We start from the raw sequence: 18,543 nt of genomic DNA on the forward strand, positions 1-18,543 counted from the left end.
GCCAGCGCGTAGGCCGGATAAGAGGTGCCATCCGGCAATATGAGAGCCGGTCAAACCGTTTCCAGCTTCGCATACGCGGCAACCAGCCATTTGATCCCTTGCCCCTGAAAAGCCACCTGCAACCGGCTATGCTCGCCGCTGCCCTCCAGGTTGACAATAGTTCCCTCGCCGAACTTCGCATGGCGCACGCGTTGGCCGAGTTTGTAGCCTGTGTCGTTTTCCGCCAGCGGCGTTCCCATTCGTTGATGGCTCACCGGACGGCTGACGGTGGCGCGCAGACGGACCTCTTCCACGCACTCCTCCGGCAGTTCGCCGATAAAACGCGACGGGCGATGGTAGACCTCTTTACCGTACAGACGACGCGTTTCCGCATAGGTTAGCGTCAGTTTCTGCATGGCACGGGTAACGCCGACGTAGGCCAGACGACGCTCCTCTTCCAAACGCCCGCCCTCATCCAGCGACATCTGGCTGGGGAACATGCCCTCTTCCATGCCGACGATAAACACCTGCGGAAACTCCAAGCCTTTGGCCGAGTGCAGCGTCATCAGCTGTACCGCATCCTGCCAGGTATCCGCCTGCCCCTCGCCCGCTTCCAGCGCCGCGTGAGAGAGGAAGGCCTGCAACGGCATCAAATCTTCATCTTCGTCGTTGTAGCTGAACTGCCGCGTCGCCGTCACCAGTTCCTCTAAGTTTTCGATGCGCGTCTGGCCTTTCTCGCCTTTTTCTTGCTCATACATGGTGCGCAGGCCGGAATCTTTGATCACCCGGTCAGTCTGCACATGCAGCGGCATGTCGGCAGTTTCCTGCGCCAGGGCGTCGATCAGTTCCATAAAGCGTTGCAGCGCGCTGGCCGCACGCCCGGCCAGGGCTTTTTCCTGTAACAATTCACGGCACGCCTGCCACAATGTTAGCTGGCGATCGCGCGAGGTCTGGCGCACCACGTCCAGCGTGCGGTCGCCGATGCCGCGCGTTGGGGTATTCACCACGCGTTCAAAGGCGGCATCATCGTTGCGATTGGCAATCAAACGCAGATAAGAGAGCGCATCTTTGATCTCCTGGCGTTCGAAGAAGCGCATACCACCGTAAATCCGGTACGGCATACTGGCCTGTAATAACGCTTCTTCCAGCACGCGCGACTGGGCGTTGCTGCGATAAAGGATGGCGCATTGCGCAAGCGCGCCGCCGTTGTCCTGCCAGGTTTTTATACGGTTAACCACAAAGCGCGCTTCATCCAGCTCGTTGAAAGCGCAGTACAGCGATATCGGTTCGCCATCAACGCCGTCAGTCCACAGCTTTTTACCCAAACGCCCATTGTTATTCTCAATCAGAGCGTTCGCCGCGCTAAGGATGTTGCTGGTCGAGCGGTAATTCTGCTCCAGACGAATGGTCTGCGCACCGGGGAAATCATTGAGGAAGCGCTGGATGTTCTCTACCTGGGCCCCGCGCCAGCCGTAGATCGACTGGTCATCGTCGCCGACAATCATCACCTTACCGGTATCGCCCGCCAGCAGACGAACCCAGGCGTACTGAATGTTGTTGGTATCCTGGAATTCGTCCACCAGGATGTTAGTAAACCGCTCGCGATAGTGTTGCAGGATGTGCGGCTTGTTCAGCCATAGTTCATGAGCGCGCAGCAGTAGCTCGGCAAAATCCACCAGACCAGCGCGATCGCACGCTTCCTGATAGGCCTGATACACCTTCTGCCAGGTCTGCTCCACCGGGTTGCCATAGCTTTGGATATGGTGCGGGCGTAGCCCTTCGTCTTTCTGGCTATTGATGTACCACATCGCCTGACGCGGCGGCCACTGCTTCTCATCAAGATTCATCGCCTTAATCAGGCGTTTAAGCAAACGCATCTGATCTTCGCTGTCGAGAATCTGGAAATCCTGCGGCAAATTAGCGTCCATATGATGCGCGCGCAGCAGGCGGTGCGCCAGACCGTGGAACGTCCCTACCCACATTCCGCCCTGGCTGGTCCCCATCAACTGGCCAATACGATGGCGCATTTCCGCCGCCGCTTTGTTGGTAAAGGTCACCGCCATGATGGAGTATGGCGAGTTGTTTTCTACGCTCAGTAACCAGGCGATACGGTGCACCAGCACGCGGGTTTTCCCGCTTCCCGCGCCCGCCAACACCAGCATGTTGCTACGTGGCGCGGCCACCGCTTCGCGCTGTTTATCATTAAGGCTGTCGAGCAGGTAAGAAACGTCCATTGGCACCGCCGCGTAAAAACATGAAAACTAAAAACGCCCGGGGCGCTTCGCTTACCGGGGCTACTTATCGTAGGGCGGATAAGCATAGCGCCATCCACCAGAATAACTGGGAATTTATACAGAACTACTGGTGATTATATCAGCGAGGTGAGAGATGCCAACCGCGAAATTTCGATATGCGGCAGTAAACGGCTGTCCTGCGTCCGCATCAGGTCGGCATTTTCAGGTTTAATCCAGCAGGCCTGCATCCCACAGCGAATAGCGCCAGCCACATCGGTAGTCAGATCGTCGCCGACATGCAGGATCTCGCAGATCGGCACATGCAGCTTTTCCGCCGCCAGGAAATACATGTCGCTAAACGGCTTGGAACGCCCATCTGGGCCGGCGCGCAGTACAAACTTAAAGTAATCGCCGAGGCCAAACAGTTCCGGCTGGGCGTTGCCGTTAGTGATCGCCACCAGCGGCCATTTTTTCGCAAGCTGCTGTAACGTCTCATGGGTAGCCTGCGGAACCTCAATCTGGCTGCGCCATTTGGCAAAATGCATCATCGCCGCATTCGCGCCGGCAATGGCCTCCTGCGCCGATAATCCCGCATCCCGCATGGCCTGCTCTATCGCGCGATGGCGCCAACGGGTAACGTCATGATAGATTTCCGGCTCCGCTTCACGCACCGCCTGCCGTATCCGCTGTAAATCGACGTTTTGAAACGAACGTAGCGACGGGTGATAATTTTGCATAAAAGCGAGCGCTTCCTGCTCAGTACGCAAAATCACCGGACGGTTATCATAAAGGGTATCATCCAGGTCAAAGGTGAGCGCGGCAATACGCCCCAAAGGCCGGTAAAAACGCATTATTTCCCCCGTTTAGCGCGCGGATGCGCCGCGTCGTACACTGAAGCAAGATGTTGAAAATCAAGATGAGTATAAATTTGGGTGGTGGAAAGGTTGGCATGACCCAGCAGCTCTTGCACGCCGCGCAGATCGCCGCTCGATTCCAGCATATGGGTCGCGAACGAATGGCGCAGCTTATGTGGATGCACGTGGCTGTTTAGCCCCTGCTTTATGCCCCATTCGGCGAACCGTTTTTGGACATTGCGCGCGGAGATACGCTTGCCGAGCTTCGACAGGAATAACGCCTCTTCGTCGCTGGCGAACAGGCCGCGCAGATCCAGCCAGTGCTCAATCCACGTCACCGCGTTACGGCCAATCGGCAGGCGTCGCTCTTTGCTGCCTTTACCCATTACCCACACTTCTCCGGTATCGAGATCGAGGTGCTTTATATCCAGGCCAACCAGTTCGGATAAACGCAGTCCCGCGCCGTACATGACCTCCAGCATCGCCCGATCACGTACGGCGAGCGGATCGTTAAGATCGATGTCCAGCAGGCGGTTAACGTCGTCGACATCAATATTTTTCGGCAGATGACGCGGCGCTTTCGGTGCGGAGACGCCCTTCGCCGGGTTAGCTTTCAATTCGCCCTGACTGACTAACCAGTCAAAAAAGCTTCGCAATGCCGAGAGACGTAGCGCCAGACTGGCAGGGCCAAGCCCTTTGCGCCGACTGCGCACCGCAAAACTGCGCACAATCGCAGCGTCACATTGTTGCCAGCTTTTCAGCCCGGTTTCTCCGGCTAAAGCGATAATGGCATCAAGCTGACGCTGGTAGTTCAGCAGGGTAATAGGGCTAAGCTGGCGCTCCACGCCTAAATAGCGCAGGAACCGCGAGACGTCCTGAGAAAGCGCGACATCCGTCATACGCGTTTAATCCAGCGTTCCAGCAGTTCCGGCAGCATCAGCGCGATCTCCTGTAAAAGCTGCGTCCCCTGTCCCGGCTGATAGTGGTGCGGGTCACGGCTGCTGAAGAGAATCACCCCGAGGTCGCCATCGCTGCCCATCATCGACATGGCTACCGAGCCTACAGCCTTCGCCTCCGGCAAGACCACCAGCAGTTCCGGGCCGTTTAGCGGGCCAAGATAATGCTGCGACTGTCCCAGTCGTTGAATACGCAGCGGCTCGAAGGCCTGACGGTTTAAAGCCAGATGCGTATAGCGCGATGGCGCGCCAAGACGCCACCGATCCGGGAACAAACGCAGCGTCGCGCCGGCAAGCCCCAAATCGCGCGCCCAGCGGTGAAACCGCACCAGCATCTCATCCAGACTATCCGCGGCGACCAGACGGCTTTGCAGATGCAGCAAGCGATAAAACAGGCTTTCATTGGCATGAGCCTGTTCCATCAGCAGCGTCATATTTTCTTCAAGCACATTGATGTGATTACGCGCGCGGGCCATATGCCACTCAACGAGCGAAACCGTTCCCCGCACGGGATGTGGAACACGCATCGCTTCCACGGCATGGGCGTTACGGATAAAAAACTCAGGGTGGTGGCGCAGGTAATCGACGACCGCTCGATCGTCCAGTTTCGTGAGCGTTTCCTGTAGTTCTTCCTCTGGTTGCTTCATAAATGGATAAATCCGTCGTAGATATGTGCCGCCGGACCAGTCATGTATAACGGATGACCCGGACCTTTCCAGGCGATATCCAGCCGACCGCCCGGTAATTCCACGCGTACTTCTTCAGCCAGCAGTCCCTGCTGAATCCCCACGGCAACGGCAGCGCACGCGCCGCTACCGCACGCGCGGGTCTCCCCTGCGCCGCGTTCATAGACTCGCAGCCGGATATGCTCACGTCTTACAACCTGCATAAAACCAATGTTGGCGCGTTCCGGAAAACGCTCATGGCTTTCCAGAACCGGCCCCAGTGTTTCAACGGCCGCCGTGTCGACGTTATCAACCTGAATGACACAGTGCGGATTGCCCATTGAAACCACGCCGCACAGTATGGTCTGTTCCGCCGCTCGCATAATATACGTCTTTTCCGCTTTGTTGGCGCGAAAAGGCACCTGCGCGGGTTCAAAGTTTGGCTCCCCCATATTCACCCGCACCAGTTCATCTTCCGTGACGCTCAGTACCATCCGGCCATTCGCGGTACTGACCCGAATGTCGCGTTTATTGGTTAGCCCTTTCAGGCGAACAAATCGCGCGAAACAGCGCGCGCCATTGCCGCACTGCGAGACTTCACTGCCGTCGGCGTTGAAGATGCGGTAATGAAAGTCCAACTCAGGATCATAGGGCGGCTCAACCACCAGCAGCTGATCGAACCCTACGCCCAGGTGTCTGTCGGATAGCCGACGAATCAGTTCCGGCGAAAAAAAGACATTCTGCGTTACCGCGTCGACGACCATAAAATCGTTGCCAAGGCCATGCATTTTAGAGAATTGCATCATTCACTCCGTTCACGCGGGGACAGAAAACTATCCTCAGTAATTGACCTGGGACGGGCCATCTCCCGTTGCGCGATCGTTCTTATCGGGCATCGTGGACTGCGTTTGCGAATCGACTTTTTTCGTCGGCGGCGGCGCATTTTTATCGGCTGGCGGGAAATAAAGCGGCCCTTTCAAACCGCAGCCCGTCAGGCTGAACAGAGTCAGAAGTACAGCGAGTGTCTTAAACACGTTTTTCATTATGGATTGCCTGTAAGTTCATGCTTTCTATTTTCTATCATCGCAGGAGAAGGCGTAAAAGCAAGCGTTTAGGGGCTCTTTATAAAATCTGAAAAGCGGCGCGTTGCCATGATTATTGCGCATTTACATCAGGAAACATGCTTTGCTAATCACTTCAGGTTTACGTACCACGCCCGGATGACCTTATGCAATATCGTAATTTGTTTTGCCTTTTTTCGCTTTCACTTCTGCTGTCTCCCGCCAGGGGATGTCGGCTGAGTGAACCTCCGCACAATGTTTATCAACGGCAAGGCAGCGGCGTGGTTTATCTCCAGCCAGAAGAGGAGAACAATCTTTCGTTGCCGGAGGTGAATTTCAAACGCCTGCGTCGGTTACCCAATTCATTGATTAACCCGGCAACTCAGGGCTGGAACTGGATAGCACAGCCCCCTTCCTGAACCGGGAAATTAACGCCGGAAAAGAGCATGGCTATTTTATGCGTGATAGCCAGCAAGGTCAGGGTATTCATGTCTTTAGCATCAATGGGCCGCTAAAAGTCACCGAGCGTTTTGCGTATGACAACCGCTATGTTTATACGTGGATTGGCAGCCAGCTTTACCGAACAGCATCCCCCTGCCCGGATAAGACGCATACTCTGAATAGGAACGTCATGTACACCAATAATAAAGATATCATCATCATAACGCAGGCGGAGGAATGCCAAAAATGACGCCGCTAAACCGTTTTGCGCACTTGATTAAACATCTGAAAAACGCCCTTCGGGGCGTGGGGATCGGTTCATGCATTTACGTCATTGTTGAAAGCGTTATGCACGGCACGATAAACGGTGTTGAAGCTGCCGGGGTTCTGACGATAAGCGCGGTACTCGGTCTGCTTAGCGCTCTTTTGGATATCAAAGCAAAGCCGCGCGCCCCCTTAATCCTGTTGCATTTTCTCCTCTGCGGCGGCTGCGTCGCGCTGATGGTGGCAATGCTGTCGGCGCTGAACCATTTCCCGGTTAACGCGTCCGTCATACTTATCACCAGTGCGCTATTTATCGTCATTTATCTACCGCTGGGTTTTATCCTTTACCGCTCACAACGGTAATTCGTATCGGTTCCAGAAGCTGACGCTTCCCCTTATACTGGCGATATCACTCAATAGCGGGATAAAACAATGAACGACAGTGAATTTCATCGCCTGGCTGACGCCCTGTGGCTCACCATTGAAGAACGCCTCGATAACTGGGACGGCGACAGCGATATCGACTGTGAAATCAACGGCGGCGTGTTGACCATCAGCTTTGAAAACGGCAGTAAGATCATTATTAACCGTCAGGAGCCGTTGCACCAGGTGTGGCTGGCGACCAAACAGGGCGGCTATCATTTCGATCTGAAAGGCGACGAGTGGGTTTGCGATCGCAGCGGCGAAACCTTCTGGGAGCTGCTGGAGCAGGCGGCGACGCAGCAAGCGGGTGAAAAGGTGAGTTTTCGCTAAGTTTTAATTCCGCAGGAGAGCCAGAAGAATAGCGCTTTCCTGCGTATATTTAACGAGATATGCGGTCGTATTACCAACCCCGAAATGTGAAATACAGCCAGGTTGCCAGAAACAGCGCGGGCCATACACTCAACCAACCAACCCAAAAGCCGTAGCGTTGCCAAAAGGTTAGGTTAAATAGTGGCTTCTGCTCGTTAAAAAGTTGACGTAACGCTGGTGACCAACGTTTTTCCTTGATTTCATTGCTGCAATGATTGCATATCGCTAAACCAAACTTATCTCTTTTTCTCGCTTGAGACAGACCACATGTACGGGTCCTTTTTTGGCGAATAATCAACCATACATCCTGATTATTACAATAAGGGCATGTTTCATGTGTGGGTAGGGTTGCCAGAGGCAGCACATCAATATGGTGAGTAATAACAAAAAACATATATCTCTACCCTATTGTTCCAGGTTTCTGGCAACAGCCATTTTAAAAATATCCTGTAACTCATCTGAATCATAATCGAGATCGTTTAGAGAGATATTCATCACGCGATTACTTCCATGCTTATTTAATAATGACAGAAAATTATTACGCATTTTCTCATTAGTAATTCGCTGACAATAAAGCTCAACATCTTTGACAAAAACGGCCAGCACAGGCGTATTATCGCTAACACGCTCACCAACATAGTCGATTTCATGCCAGTAAACTATTGGTAGCCTGGTTGTGTGTAATGTTACTCCCTCCTGGTTCAACGTTAGCTGTGGCTTTCCTGAAAAGGCGGAGTACCAGTAAGCACTTGCGCCTGCTATCATGAGGAGTATTAAAAAAACACACACCATCTTTAGCATAATACTATAATTTAGAAAGAGGCTCATCATAAGAGCTATAGCTACCACTGAATAAAACAGAGCTAATTTTATTTGTCGTTTCTTATTCACGTAAATAAGAATAGGGTTGTTTATTGACATATAATATCCTTTTATAAAAACATCCATAAGAAACCATTAAAGAGCTTTTGTTTCTAATATGGTTTTTCAAAACATATTTACGAAAACAATGAAAGACGCGATAGCGTTTTGAACGGTCTGGATATTACTACATAAATTGTATAAGAAAAAATATTGTCTAAACCTTGTTCCGCTCAATGAGCATTCTTCGAATGTAGGCTGGATAAGGCGTGTTAGCGCCGCCATCCGGCACAGTATCGTTCTAAAGCCATAATCATATTGATAAGAATAATGGCCGCACATGTGAGCATTAACGCGGTAAAGAACAAAAAGGCGATACCGTACAATTCCCATCCCAAGTCATAGAGAAAATGGTAATTGTCGCAGGAGATGATCACATCCTCCAGACCGGGACATACTTTTCCCCATCGCCCCCAGTAAGACGCATCCCAGAGTTGAAAACTGGCCATGCTGGCGCATAGCGAGAGCAGGCACCCAGCGGATATAAAACAGAATAACTTATTTATAAGAATGAAGCCGAGGCTGACCATCGCCATGACTATCCCTAACAAAATGAACGCATCTGCCACCTCAAACCTCCTCCTGTAAACCAAATGCGGAGGTCACGGTAACGAAGTTGGGTGAAGTTAATGTGAAGCGGTGAACGCCGGCCGGGCAGCTTTGCCCGGCGCAGCACTTACGAAAAATACTGCTGCAATAGCGGCGCGTCATGATCCTGGTTTGCTGGCGGCACGGTGTTGATAGGCTGCGTACGGAATGGGATCACCTGCGCGCGGCCATCGGTTTTCACTATCTGGTAGAACTGCGGCAGGTTAAAGTTGATAAAACTGGAGCCATACGTGAAGCGATCGTGCGATGACGAATAGAAGCGACTGACGTCGCGCACCAGTTCTTCCTTGCTACCTTCGCAGTGGTGATACACTTCCGCCCGGTTACTTTCATCCAGAATATAAATATTAAAGCCTTTCTCATCGCCCGTTTCTTCAAAGAAGAACTGGATGATCCCTTCGCTGGCGAAGCCATCCACCACTGACGGCAATTTCACTTGGTTGGTTTCCACCTGTACCGACAGCCCGTGCAGCTTGTTATGCGAAATCGCGCCGTAGAATTCGATAGCGTTCTCCAGCTTCTGCACCGAGACATTCAAGCGTTCGAAGAATAGTCCCCACGTCTGCCCGGAAACCCGCAGCGCCTTGAAGCGACCGGTCTCCTGACGGGTGCTGGAAAGACGTAGCTCGATACATTCGGAGACCAGTTGCTGCACGCGGGTGCGAATCAGACCGCGAAGATGCTGACTGTAGCAGAACACTTCGACGCTATCCGGCGGCGCGGCATCCTGGTGCATTTTCCCCAGAATCGTTTTCAGCGCTTCGATCATCGCCTGCTCGCCGTTAAAGTGCAGAGTACGCACTTCGTTCCACGAGTTGCGATATAACAAGTCGATACTGCCTATCAGACAGTTTTGCTCTTCGCCAAAGCTGAAAACGTCCAGCTTACGGAAGTCAAAATGGACCACTTTATTGCGAAACGCCGCCGTCGGGTCATATTCGAGGTTAACGATAATCGCCAGATGGCGAATTTCACAGGGGCTGTAGAGCGCTTTCGGCGTTGGAGCAGGCAAGCGCAGCGGGAAATGGTGCGAAACATCGGCGACCATCTCCTGCAACTTAGGCAGGTCGACAATACCGTTGCCCTTAATAAACAGATGCGTTCGCGACGTCAGCAGGCCGTTGAACCACGCCCACGCGACCAGCTTATTAAGATAACGGTTATATTCCAGCGGCTGATGGCTGATGATGGAATCCATGTTCGGCGCGCGGTTGTAGAGATACCAGCCTGAACGGTTGGCGCGTCCCGGCGGCACATGGATAAAGGTTAAATTCGGCTCGGACAGATCCGGCGATATCTGCGGGTTCACCAGCGTGACTTTACCCGGCAACGCTTCAAAAGCGGCGTACAGCTTACGCGTCAGTACGCCGATATCCTGCGGGCTGGCACTCACGCTGAGGTTGTTGCGCCGCGCAAAGCGAATCAGATTACGATAGCTTTGCATCATGGCGTCGAGCAATTCGTTGTGAGCTTCGCGCACCTGATCGATTTTCCAGTTTGCGCGATTATCGAGCATGGTCAGACGCGCGTCGTCCCATCCCCACTCACTGACTAACTGGCTTAATACTTCCCGACGCCAGCCTACGCAGGCACGCTCGCGACTTAATTTCTCGCACACTTTCAGGTAAAAGCAGCGGCGGACTAAATCCAGCCGCGTCGGATCTTCAATCGCCGTCAGGTATTCAGTGACCCGTTCCAGCATCATGCAGTAGGGATCGAGTCCAAACGATACGATTTCACCGTCATGCAGACGTTGTTTAATATCTTTCGCCAGCAGACGTGGGTTGGGATATTCCCATGAGTAGGCTTCCAGCAGCAGCGTTTTCAGCACCGCTTTGTACGGCGAGTCAATGCTCTTGTATAGCTGCCACAGGCTGGCGCCAAAGTACTCTTCGGCGGAGAGCGAGCTTAAGCCCCCCAGATCCAGCCATTCGTTTGGCGTTAATACGCCCTGCGCGTAGAGCGTCATGACATAGTCGTCGTAATGCTCTTCTTCGTCGCACGGCACCATACTCCACAGGATACGCTTCCCGGCCAGGCGCACAGCGGTACGATAAAACTCATCAAGCAACAGGATATGCTGCGTAGAACCACAGTCTTCCCCGCCCAGACTGCCGCTTTCGTTATGGCGGAAACGGTTCTCGTCGATCAGGAAGAAGCTCACCTCAACGCCAAGCGAGGCGGCCCAGCTTTCCAGCAGGCTACACTTACGTTGCAGCAACTGACGCTCTTCGCCGTCGAGCCAGGACTGATGGCACACCCAGATATCCAGGTCGGACGAGCAGCTCTGCCCGACCGAGGAGGTGCTGCCCATGGTGTAAACGCCGGTAATCGGCAGCTCGCCCTTCGGCGGGTCCTGCGGCGTCATACCGCGGTACAGCTCAAGTTCGTTCAGATAGTGGCGTTGGGTTTCATCAGGCGTGTAGAAGCAAATACCGCTGGGAACGTTACCATCAAGGTAACCCGGCATCAGTGGATGGTGATAGTGCAATAATGTCGGCAGAAGACTGTAAACCTGCTGAAAAGCGGGTCCCATGGCAGCAAGCGCGCGATCCACACGCAGTTGATTTATGGCATCCAGTCTCTGTTTCAGAGTCTCAATATAGAGGTACAAGACGTATCGCCTGATGTTGCTACCCGTCATGGTGCAGGTCAGTACTTGACCGTCGCCATTCGGGATAAACCGTATGTCAAAAATAACCGTTACCCTTTCTCGCCTGCATATTTTTATCTAATACCGACGAAAAAATGGTCTAAAACGTGATCAATTTAACACCTTGCTCATTGACCGTAAAGAAAGATGCGCTACATACAAGTGTAGCACCGTTCGCTGCGTGTAAATTCTTAAATACGGGCTGGCGGTTTCTCGTCATTATTCACTGTCATTGACGACACTGCGCCTTATCCTCTCACTCACGGTGACCGGAAAACTAACATACTCTCTATAAGGATGTTAGGATGGTCAATGATTGATAATGACGGTAACAAGCATGTTAGACAATGTTTTAAGAATTGCCACACGCCAAAGTCCCCTTGCGCTTTGGCAGGCACATTATGTCAAAGACGCATTGATGGCAACCCATCCGGGACTGACGGTAGAACTGGTGCCGATGGTCACACGCGGCGACGTGATCCTTGATACTCCCCTGGCTAAAGTGGGCGGTAAGGGACTGTTTGTTAAAGAGCTTGAAATCGCGCTGCTGGAAAAACGCGCTGATATCGCCGTGCACTCTATGAAAGACGTTCCGGTGGCCTTCCCGGACGGTCTCGGTCTGGTGACCATTTGCGAGCGCGAAGATCCGCGCGACGCGTTTGTCTCGAATAAATATCACAGTCTGGACGATCTGCCCGCGGGTAGTATCGTCGGGACGTCCAGTTTGCGTCGCCAGTGTCAACTGGCGGAACGCCGTCCGGACCTCATTATCCGTTCGTTGCGCGGCAACGTCGGCACACGTCTCGGCAAGCTGGACAACGGCGACTATGACGCCATTATCCTGGCCGTGGCCGGTCTGAAACGCTTAGGTCTGGAGTCGCGCATTCGCACAGCCTTGCCGCCCGACGTTTCGCTTCCTGCCGTAGGCCAGGGCGCCGTCGGGATTGAGTGTCGTCTTGACGACGCGCGAACGCAGGCGCTGCTCGCACCGTTGAATCACTCGCAAACCGCGCTGCGCGTAACGGCGGAACGCGCTATGAACACCCGCCTGGAAGGCGGTTGTCAGGTGCCGATTGGCAGCTATGCAGAAATCATCAACGGTGAAATTTGGCTACGCGCGCTGGTTGGCGCGCCGGACGGTTCGGTGATGGTGCGCGGCGAACGTCGTGGTTCTCCCGAGCAGGCGGAGCAAATGGGCATCTCGCTTGCAGAGGAACTGCTGGAAAACGGCGCGCGCGCGATTCTGACGGAAGTTTATAACGGCGAGACGCCCGCATGAGTATTCTGATCACCCGCCCCTCTCCCGCAGGGGAAGCGTTAGTGAGCCGTCTGCGCGCACTGGGGCAGGTGGCCTGGAGTTTTCCACTGATTGAATTTGTCGCCGGCCGGGAGCTACCCACCCTGGCCGACCGCCTGGCGACGCTCGCGGAAAACGATCTGGTTTTTGCCCTTTCACAGCACGCCGTCGCCTTTGCTCACGCCCAGCTCCAGCGGGATGGTCGAAACTGGCCTGCGTCGCCGCGCTATTTCGCGATTGGCCGCACCACGGCGCTCGCCCTTCATACCGTTAGCGGGTTCGATATTCGTTATCCATTGGATCGGGAAATCAGCGAAGCCTTGCTACAATTACCTGAATTACAAAATATTGCGGGCAAACGCGCGCTGATTTTGCGTGGCAATGGCGGCCGCGAACTGCTGGGCGAAACCCTGACAGCTCGCGGAGCCGAAGTCAGTTTTTGTGAATGTTATCAACGATGTGCGAAACATTACGATGGCGCGGAAGAAGCGATGCGCTGGCATACTCGCGGCGTAACAACGCTTGTTGTTACCAGCGGCGAGATGTTGCAACGGCTCTGGTCGCTGACTCCCCAGTGGTATCGTGAGCACTGGTTACTACGCTGTCGGCTATTGGTCGTCAGTGAACGTCTGGCGCACCTCGCCCGGGAGCTGGGCTGGCAAGATATTAAGGTCGCTGATAACGCCGACAACGATGCGCTGTTGCGCGCATTACAATAACTCTCATAATGGGATGCCATAATGACGGAACAAGAAAAATCCTCCGCCGTGGTTGATGAGACCAGGGAGAGCGTGGAAACCACGCCACAGCCAGTTAATACCGAGAAAAAAAGTAAGAACGGCGCCGCGCTGGTATTAAGCGCGGTGGCGATTGCGATTGCCCTGGCGGCAGGTATTGGGCTTTATGGCTGGGGGAAACAGCAAGCAACCGCGCAAACGGAAACCAGCGATGCGCTGGCGACGCAACTGACCGCCTTGCAAAAGGCGCAGGAGAGCCAAAAAGCGGAGCTGGAAGGGATTATCAAAAAACAAGCGGCGCAGTTAGATGACGCGAATCGCCAACAGGCGGCGCTGGCGAAACAGCTTGATGAAGTACAACAAAAAGTCGCCACCATTTCCGGCAGCGATGCTAAAACCTGGCTGCTGGCGCAGGCTGATTTCCTGGTGAAACTCGCCGGACGCAAGCTGTGGAGCGATCAGGACGTCACTACCGCCGCTGCGCTGCTCAAAAGCGCTGACGCCAGTCTGGCGGACATGAATGACCCCAGCCTGATTACCGCACGACGCGCGATTACTGACGATATCGCCAGCCTGTCATCCGTTGCGCAGATCGACTACGACGGCATTATTCTCAAGCTCAATCAGCTCTCTAACCAAATCGATAACCTGCGTCTGGCGGATAACGATACCGATGGTTCGCCGATGGATTCAGACAGCAGCGAACTGTCCAGCTCGCTAAGCGAATGGCGCGTTAACCTGCAAAAAAGCTGGCAGAACTTTATGGACAGCTTTATTACCATTCGCCGCCGCGATGATACCGCCGTACCGCTGTTGGCGCCCAACCAGGACGTCTATTTACGCGAAAATATTCGCTCCCGCCTGTTAGTCGCCGCGCAGGCCGTGCCACGCCATCAGGAAGAAACATACCGTCAGGCGCTGGATAACGTTTCGACCTGGGTTCGCGCTTATTACGATACTGACGACGCCGCGACAAAAGCCTTCCTGGAGGAGGTCGATAAATTAAGCCAGCAAAATATTACGATGGATCTGCCGGAAACCCTGGGAAGCCAGGCGATTCTTGAAAAACTGATGCAAACCCGCGTGCGTAATCTGCTGGCGCAACCGACAGTCTCTACGGCAGCGCCTGCCACGCAGACAGACGCTCCGGCAGCCGCGCCGCAAGGAGAATAATGATGCTAAAAGTATTATTGCTCTTTGTGTTGTTGCTCGCGGGTATCGTGGTCGGCCCGATGATAGCCGGTCACCAGGGCTATGTGTTAATCCAGACCGATAACTACAACATTGAAACCAGCGTCACCGGACTGGCGATCATTCTCATCGTCGCTATGGTGGTGCTATTCGCCATTGAGTGGTTGCTACGCCGTCTGTTTCGTACCGGCGCGCACACCCGCGGTTGGTTTGCCGGCCGTAAACGCCGTCGCGCCCGCAAGCAGACCGAACAGGCACTGCTGAAGCTGGCGGAGGGCGACTATCAGCAGGTTGAAAAGCTGATGTCAAAAAATGCCGACCATGCTGAACAACCGGTGGTAAATTATCTGCTGGCGGCAGAAGCGGCGCAGCAGCGCGGCGATGAAGCACGCGCTAATCAGCACCTTGAACGTGCGGCAGAGCTGGCGGGGAACGACACCATCCCGGTCGAGATCACGCGCGTGCGCTTACAGCTGGCGCGCAATGAAAATCACGCGGCGCGTCACGGCGTGGACAAACTGCTGGAGGTCACGCCGCGTCACCCGGAAGTTCTGCGTCTGGCGGAGCAGGCCTATATTCGCACCAGCGCATGGAGTTCGTTACTGGATATCATCCCATCCATGGCGAAAGCGCACGTCGGCGATGAAGCGCATCGCGCCATGCTCGAACAACAGGCGTGGATAGGACTCATGGATCAGGCGCGCGCCGAGCAGGGCAGCGAAGGATTACGCACCTGGTGGAAAAACCAAAGCCGTAAAACCCGCCATCAGGTGGCGCTGCAGGTCGCAATGGCCGAGCATCTGATCGAATGTGACGATCATGATATGGCGCAGCAGATTATCATTGACGGTCTGAAACGCCAGTATGACGATCGGCTGGTGCTGCCCATTCCTCGCCTCAGAACCAATAATCCGGAACAACTGGAGAAAGTGCTGCGCCAGCAAATCAAGACGGTAGGCGATCGCCCACTGTTATGGAGCACGCTCGGCCAGTCGCTAATGAAACACGGTGAATGGCAGGAGGCGACCCTGGCTTTCCGCGCCGCGCTAAAACAACGCCCGGACGCGTATGATTATGCCTGGCTTGCCGATGCGCTTGATCGACTGCATCAACCGGAAGAGGCCGCCGCCATGCGGCGCGACGGCCTGATGCTGACATTACAGAACAATCCCCCGCAGTAATTCCCTCTTGCCCGGTGGCGCTTCGCTTACCGGGCTTACCGCCTACGCAAAATCATTCGGAATGCATAAAAAAACGCCTGCCCGGTTAAGGGGCAGGCGTCAAAACAGGTCTGTATGACAACATAAAGGGGTGCTTCACTCAACGTTGTGTCCAGGGTGTTTGATGAGGCGTAAGCGACATCTGTCAGTGGACGATAAGCACCGTAAACGGCTCTGCATCATTCCTGAGTTTATGAGGCCAGAAGGCGAACATAAGAGATGGAATGAGCATCTACCCGTACATTATTGCACATAACGTGCCATCTTTGCACCGCTAAAAAACAGGCGCAGGCGTTAAAAAAACGTAGAGAATTCACGCGATTGACATCCCCCCGCCGCTGGCGAGGTTTTAGAGTGTCGCCCGGCGGAGACAGAACAGGATGCTTTTTATAAAGTGATTATAAATCAATAGATTATTCGTCACCGAATAGCGACAAATAAAGTCTGGGATATCGCCAATAAACTATAATGGCAACACGTGTGGGATAAGTGGTTGAAAATGGACAGAAAACAAAAAACCCCGCCGAAGCGGGGTTCAAAATTGGTCGGCGAGAGAGGATTCGAACCTCCGACCCACTGGTCCCAAACCAGTTGCGCTACCAAGCTGCGCTACTCGCCGATATACTGCTTTTTTGAATTTTTAGTTCAATTCATTGAGTCGTGGTGCGAGGGGGGGGACTTGAACCCCCACGTCCGTAAGGACACTAACACCTGAAGCTAGCGCGTCTACCAATTCCGCCACCTTCGCGTTTCACAACTCTATATTAATGGGGTGGCTAATGGGATTCGAACCCACGACAACTGGAATCACAATCCAGGGCTCTACCAACTGAGCTATAGCCACCACTGAAACTTTTTACGCGGTATTAAACCACCGCAGCTCAAGCACCTAAATAAATGGTACGCCCGACAGGATTCGAACCTGAGACCTCTGCCTCCGGAGGGCAGCGCTCTATCCAGCTGAGCTACGGGCGCTTAGCGCCGTTGCGGGGGTGGATAATACGGACTTCACACCCCGCTGTCCAGTGCCTTTTTAAATAAAATGCGCGTTTGGTTATGCTTTGCGCATTTTGGCGCTTATTCCCCCACCTTGTGGGCGGTTCCGTGACGATTCAGACCGAAAACTTTGTAGACCAGCGTGACGGCCAGCAGGAAGATGACGCCGACAAACAGCGACATGCGCGTATCTTCATTAAAGTACATGCCGATTAAAACGCAAACCAGAAACGCCATCGTCAAATAGTTCGCCCACGGAAACATAATGGAACGAAAAGGATGATCCGCAATCGCTTCTTTATGCGCCCGACGAAAGCGCAGTTGGCTAATCAGAATGACAAACCACGGCACCATCCCCGGCAGTACGCTGGCGCTATAAACGTAAACAAAGACGCGCTGCGGATTGGGGATGATGTAGTTCAGGCAAGAACCTACCAGCAAAATCAAAATAGAGAGCGCCACGCCCGCGACCGGCACGCCGTGGCGAGAGACTTTCGCGACTGCCGCCGGCAGTTGACGGTTTTTCGCCAGCGCGTAAAGCATACGCCCACAGCTATACATTCCGCTGTTACAGCCGGAGAGCGCCGCCGTCAGCACGACAAAGTTGATAATGCCCGCCGCGGCGGTGATGCCGATTTTCGCGAAGGTGAGTACAAAGGGGCTGCCGTTGCTGCCAATCTCATTCCACGGGAAAATGGTGACGATCACGAAAATCGCGCCAACATAAAAAATCAGGATACGCCACAGCACTTTACCCACCGCGCTACGCAACGTCACCTGCGGATTCTTCGCTTCACCGGCGGTAATACCGATCAACTCAACCCCCTGATAAGAGGCCACCACGATACATAATGCGGTCAGAAAGCCTTTCCAGCCGCCGGCAAAAAAGCCGCCATGCTCGGTCAGATTACCAAAGCCAATCGCCTGGCCTCCGTTACCAAAGCCGAAGAAAATCACCCCCAGACCGATGATGATCATCACAATAATCGTGGTGACTTTGATCATCGCAAACCAGAACTCGATTTCACCATACAGGCGCACCGCAGCCAGATTCGCCAACGCGACCAGTCCGACGGCAATCAGCGCCGGTATCCACTGCGCCATCTCCGGAAACCAGAACTGGACGTAGACCCCAATGGCGGTAATTTCCGAGATCCCGACCGCCATCCACATAAACCAGTATGACCAGGCGGTAAGATAGCCAAAAAAAGGACTCATATACCGGTGGGCGTACACGGCAAAGGAGCCGGTAACAGGTTCCAGAAAGAGCATCTCCCCCATCGAGCGCATGATGAAAAAGACGAACAATCCGGCGATGATATACGCCAGCAGCACTGACGGGCCCGCCCATTTCAGCGTACTGGCGGCGCCCATAAAGAGTCCGACGCCGATGGTGCCCCCGAGGGCAATCAATTCAATATGACGAGCTTCCAGCCCACGCTGTAGCTCCGGTTTTTTCTCTGCCATAAATCCTCATGTCGTGTTTGCAACGGTTCCGGTAGTACCGGTTATTGTTATGGGTACATCGATTGTTGCGAATATTTTCTTAAATTTGGACAAATGGCAAATGGAGCATTAAAAAAATGCACTTATTGTGTAAAAAATCATCGATTATGTTGTAAATGAGCAGCGCCATAAGCACAATCCGCTGCTCAAGTCATCAGAAGGGAGAA

At 53.7% G+C, this 18,543-nt stretch carries 18 protein-coding genes, 4 tRNA genes and 1 pseudogene; 8 read left to right on the plus strand and 15 right to left on the minus strand.

Annotation, left to right across the window (positions count from 1 at the left end; all coding sequences use genetic code 11):
* Nucleotides 1–50: 50 nt before the first annotated feature.
* The 6 genes from uvrD to ABVM99_RS21355 all read right to left on the minus strand — a co-directional run bounded on the left by uvrD (nt 51) and on the right by ABVM99_RS21355 (nt 5,731).
* Entirely contained in the window at nt 51–2,213 is a 2,163-nt protein-coding gene (gene uvrD, locus ABVM99_RS21330) for a DNA helicase II (RefSeq protein WP_000383436.1), read from the minus strand.
* A gap of 134 nt (nt 2,214–2,347) precedes the next feature.
* Nucleotides 2,348–3,064 carry a 5-amino-6-(5-phospho-D-ribitylamino)uracil phosphatase YigB gene (gene yigB, locus ABVM99_RS21335; protein ID WP_023194996.1) on the minus strand — a complete coding sequence of 239 codons (717 nt, stop codon included), beginning with the start codon at nt 3,062–3,064 and terminating at the stop codon, nt 2,348–2,350.
* Nucleotides 3,064–3,966, minus strand: a complete 903-nt coding sequence (xerC, locus tag ABVM99_RS21340; protein ID WP_000132874.1) for a tyrosine recombinase XerC — start codon at nt 3,964–3,966, stop codon at nt 3,064–3,066. The genes yigB and xerC overlap by 1 nt, the downstream gene beginning before the upstream one ends.
* Complete coding sequence (locus ABVM99_RS21345; protein WP_023194997.1) at nt 3,963–4,670, minus strand: DUF484 domain-containing protein; 708 nt, start codon at nt 4,668–4,670, stop codon at nt 3,963–3,965. Before ABVM99_RS21345 ends, xerC begins: the two co-directional genes overlap by 4 nt.
* Nucleotides 4,667–5,491 (minus strand): diaminopimelate epimerase, encoded by an 825-nt coding sequence (gene dapF, locus ABVM99_RS21350; protein ID WP_001160671.1) that lies wholly within the window; start codon nt 5,489–5,491, stop codon nt 4,667–4,669. The genes ABVM99_RS21345 and dapF overlap by 4 nt, the downstream gene beginning before the upstream one ends.
* 36 nt (nt 5,492–5,527) lie before the next feature.
* Entirely contained in the window at nt 5,528–5,731 is a 204-nt protein-coding gene (locus ABVM99_RS21355; protein WP_000799903.1) for a lipoprotein, read from the minus strand.
* 185 nt (nt 5,732–5,916) lie between these two features.
* Here ABVM99_RS21355 and ABVM99_RS21360 point away from each other — a divergent pair, with 185 nt between their 5' ends.
* From ABVM99_RS21360 to cyaY, 4 genes and pseudogenes are all read left to right on the plus strand, one after another.
* The gene (locus tag ABVM99_RS21360; RefSeq protein WP_024145461.1) at nt 5,917–6,168 is read left to right on the plus strand and encodes a hypothetical protein; all 252 of its coding nucleotides are present in this window, start codon (nt 5,917–5,919) and stop codon (nt 6,166–6,168) included.
* Nucleotides 6,138–6,440, plus strand: a pseudogene (locus ABVM99_RS21365) (hypothetical protein); the annotation flags it as partial. The gene ABVM99_RS21360 and the pseudogene ABVM99_RS21365, both read left to right, overlap by 31 nt.
* A complete protein-coding gene (locus ABVM99_RS21370; protein WP_023194999.1) occupies nt 6,428–6,817 on the plus strand; it encodes a DUF3021 family protein in 390 nt (129 codons plus the stop codon). The pseudogene ABVM99_RS21365 and the gene ABVM99_RS21370, both read left to right, overlap by 13 nt.
* 69 nt (nt 6,818–6,886) lie before the next feature.
* Nucleotides 6,887–7,207, plus strand: a complete 321-nt coding sequence (gene cyaY / locus ABVM99_RS21375) for an iron donor protein CyaY (RefSeq protein WP_000999920.1) — start codon at nt 6,887–6,889, stop codon at nt 7,205–7,207.
* A gap of 70 nt (nt 7,208–7,277) precedes the next feature.
* On the opposite strand, the gene ABVM99_RS21380 is transcribed toward cyaY, so the two are convergent.
* The 4 genes from ABVM99_RS21380 to cyaA form a co-directional block, all read right to left on the minus strand.
* A complete protein-coding gene (locus ABVM99_RS21380; RefSeq protein ID WP_001651118.1) occupies nt 7,278–7,640 on the minus strand; it encodes a hypothetical protein in 363 nt (120 codons plus the stop codon).
* A gap of 11 nt (nt 7,641–7,651) precedes the next feature.
* Nucleotides 7,652–8,194 (minus strand): STM3941 family protein, encoded by a 543-nt coding sequence (locus ABVM99_RS21385; protein ID WP_001747560.1) that lies wholly within the window; start codon nt 8,192–8,194, stop codon nt 7,652–7,654.
* A gap of 185 nt (nt 8,195–8,379) precedes the next feature.
* A complete protein-coding gene (locus ABVM99_RS21390; RefSeq protein ID WP_000752580.1) occupies nt 8,380–8,736 on the minus strand; it encodes a hypothetical protein in 357 nt (118 codons plus the stop codon).
* Nucleotides 8,737–8,843: 107 nt separating this feature from the next.
* Nucleotides 8,844–11,390 (minus strand): class I adenylate cyclase, encoded by a 2,547-nt coding sequence (cyaA, locus tag ABVM99_RS21395; RefSeq protein ID WP_000281718.1) that lies wholly within the window; start codon nt 11,388–11,390, stop codon nt 8,844–8,846.
* A gap of 376 nt (nt 11,391–11,766) precedes the next feature.
* On the opposite strand from cyaA, the gene hemC reads away from it, so the two are divergent.
* From hemC to hemY, 4 genes are read left to right on the plus strand one after another with little or no spacing between them, the layout of a single operon-like run.
* Complete coding sequence (gene hemC / locus ABVM99_RS21400; protein ID WP_001521319.1) at nt 11,767–12,708, plus strand: hydroxymethylbilane synthase; 942 nt, start codon at nt 11,767–11,769, stop codon at nt 12,706–12,708.
* Nucleotides 12,705–13,445 (plus strand): uroporphyrinogen-III synthase, encoded by a 741-nt coding sequence (gene hemD / locus ABVM99_RS21405; RefSeq protein WP_000025491.1) that lies wholly within the window; start codon nt 12,705–12,707, stop codon nt 13,443–13,445. Before hemC ends, hemD begins: the two co-directional genes overlap by 4 nt.
* 21 nt (nt 13,446–13,466) lie before the next feature.
* A complete protein-coding gene (gene hemX / locus ABVM99_RS21410; protein ID WP_000138962.1) occupies nt 13,467–14,636 on the plus strand; it encodes a uroporphyrinogen-III C-methyltransferase in 1,170 nt (389 codons plus the stop codon).
* Nucleotides 14,637–14,638: 2 nt separating this feature from the next.
* On the plus strand, nt 14,639–15,835 hold the full coding sequence (hemY, locus tag ABVM99_RS21415; RefSeq protein ID WP_001546072.1) for a protoheme IX biogenesis protein HemY: 1,197 nt from the start codon (nt 14,639–14,641) through the stop codon (nt 15,833–15,835).
* Nucleotides 15,836–16,416: 581 nt separating this feature from the next.
* Here hemY and ABVM99_RS21420 read toward each other — a convergent pair.
* From ABVM99_RS21420 to ABVM99_RS21440, 5 genes are all read right to left on the minus strand, one after another.
* Nucleotides 16,417–16,493 (minus strand) — tRNA-Pro (locus ABVM99_RS21420).
* Between the two features lie 42 nt (nt 16,494–16,535).
* A tRNA-Leu gene (locus ABVM99_RS21425) sits at nt 16,536–16,622 on the minus strand.
* A 20-nt stretch (nt 16,623–16,642) separates the two neighbouring features.
* A tRNA-His gene (locus ABVM99_RS21430) sits at nt 16,643–16,718 on the minus strand.
* Between the two features lie 54 nt (nt 16,719–16,772).
* Nucleotides 16,773–16,849, minus strand: a tRNA-Arg gene (locus ABVM99_RS21435).
* 102 nt (nt 16,850–16,951) lie between these two features.
* A complete protein-coding gene (locus ABVM99_RS21440; RefSeq protein ID WP_000818378.1) occupies nt 16,952–18,337 on the minus strand; it encodes an amino acid permease in 1,386 nt (461 codons plus the stop codon).
* Between the last annotated feature and the right edge of the window lie 206 nt (nt 18,338–18,543).

The organism is Salmonella sp. SJTUF15591 (genome assembly GCF_043356435.1).
GTDB classification, from domain to species: domain Bacteria; phylum Pseudomonadota; class Gammaproteobacteria; order Enterobacterales; family Enterobacteriaceae; genus Salmonella; species Salmonella enterica.

What these genes read in the sequence shown, in the direction of transcription:
- uvrD (WP_000383436.1), bottom strand. Translation starts at nt 2,213, where the DNA reads ATGGACGTTTCTTACCTGCTCGACAGCCTTAATGATAAACAGCGCGAA.
- yigB (WP_023194996.1), bottom strand. Translation starts at nt 3,064, where the DNA reads ATGCGTTTTTACCGGCCTTTGGGGCGTATTGCCGCGCTCACCTTTGAC.
- xerC (WP_000132874.1), bottom strand. Translation starts at nt 3,966, where the DNA reads ATGACGGATGTCGCGCTTTCTCAGGACGTCTCGCGGTTCCTGCGCTAT.
- ABVM99_RS21345 (WP_023194997.1), bottom strand. Translation starts at nt 4,670, where the DNA reads ATGAAGCAACCAGAGGAAGAACTACAGGAAACGCTCACGAAACTGGAC.
- dapF (WP_001160671.1), bottom strand. Translation starts at nt 5,491, where the DNA reads ATGCAATTCTCTAAAATGCATGGCCTTGGCAACGATTTTATGGTCGTC.
- ABVM99_RS21355 (WP_000799903.1), bottom strand. Translation starts at nt 5,731, where the DNA reads ATGAAAAACGTGTTTAAGACACTCGCTGTACTTCTGACTCTGTTCAGC.
- ABVM99_RS21360 (WP_024145461.1), top strand. Translation starts at nt 5,917, where the DNA reads ATGCAATATCGTAATTTGTTTTGCCTTTTTTCGCTTTCACTTCTGCTG.
- ABVM99_RS21370 (WP_023194999.1), top strand. Translation starts at nt 6,428, where the DNA reads ATGCCAAAAATGACGCCGCTAAACCGTTTTGCGCACTTGATTAAACAT.
- cyaY (WP_000999920.1), top strand. Translation starts at nt 6,887, where the DNA reads ATGAACGACAGTGAATTTCATCGCCTGGCTGACGCCCTGTGGCTCACC.
- ABVM99_RS21380 (WP_001651118.1), bottom strand. Translation starts at nt 7,640, where the DNA reads ATGTTTTTTGTTATTACTCACCATATTGATGTGCTGCCTCTGGCAACC.
- ABVM99_RS21385 (WP_001747560.1), bottom strand. Translation starts at nt 8,194, where the DNA reads ATGGATGTTTTTATAAAAGGATATTATATGTCAATAAACAACCCTATT.
- hemC (WP_001521319.1), top strand. Translation starts at nt 11,767, where the DNA reads ATGTTAGACAATGTTTTAAGAATTGCCACACGCCAAAGTCCCCTTGCG.
- hemD (WP_000025491.1), top strand. Translation starts at nt 12,705, where the DNA reads ATGAGTATTCTGATCACCCGCCCCTCTCCCGCAGGGGAAGCGTTAGTG.
- hemX (WP_000138962.1), top strand. Translation starts at nt 13,467, where the DNA reads ATGACGGAACAAGAAAAATCCTCCGCCGTGGTTGATGAGACCAGGGAG.
- hemY (WP_001546072.1), top strand. Translation starts at nt 14,639, where the DNA reads ATGCTAAAAGTATTATTGCTCTTTGTGTTGTTGCTCGCGGGTATCGTG.
- ABVM99_RS21440 (WP_000818378.1), bottom strand. Translation starts at nt 18,337, where the DNA reads ATGGCAGAGAAAAAACCGGAGCTACAGCGTGGGCTGGAAGCTCGTCAT.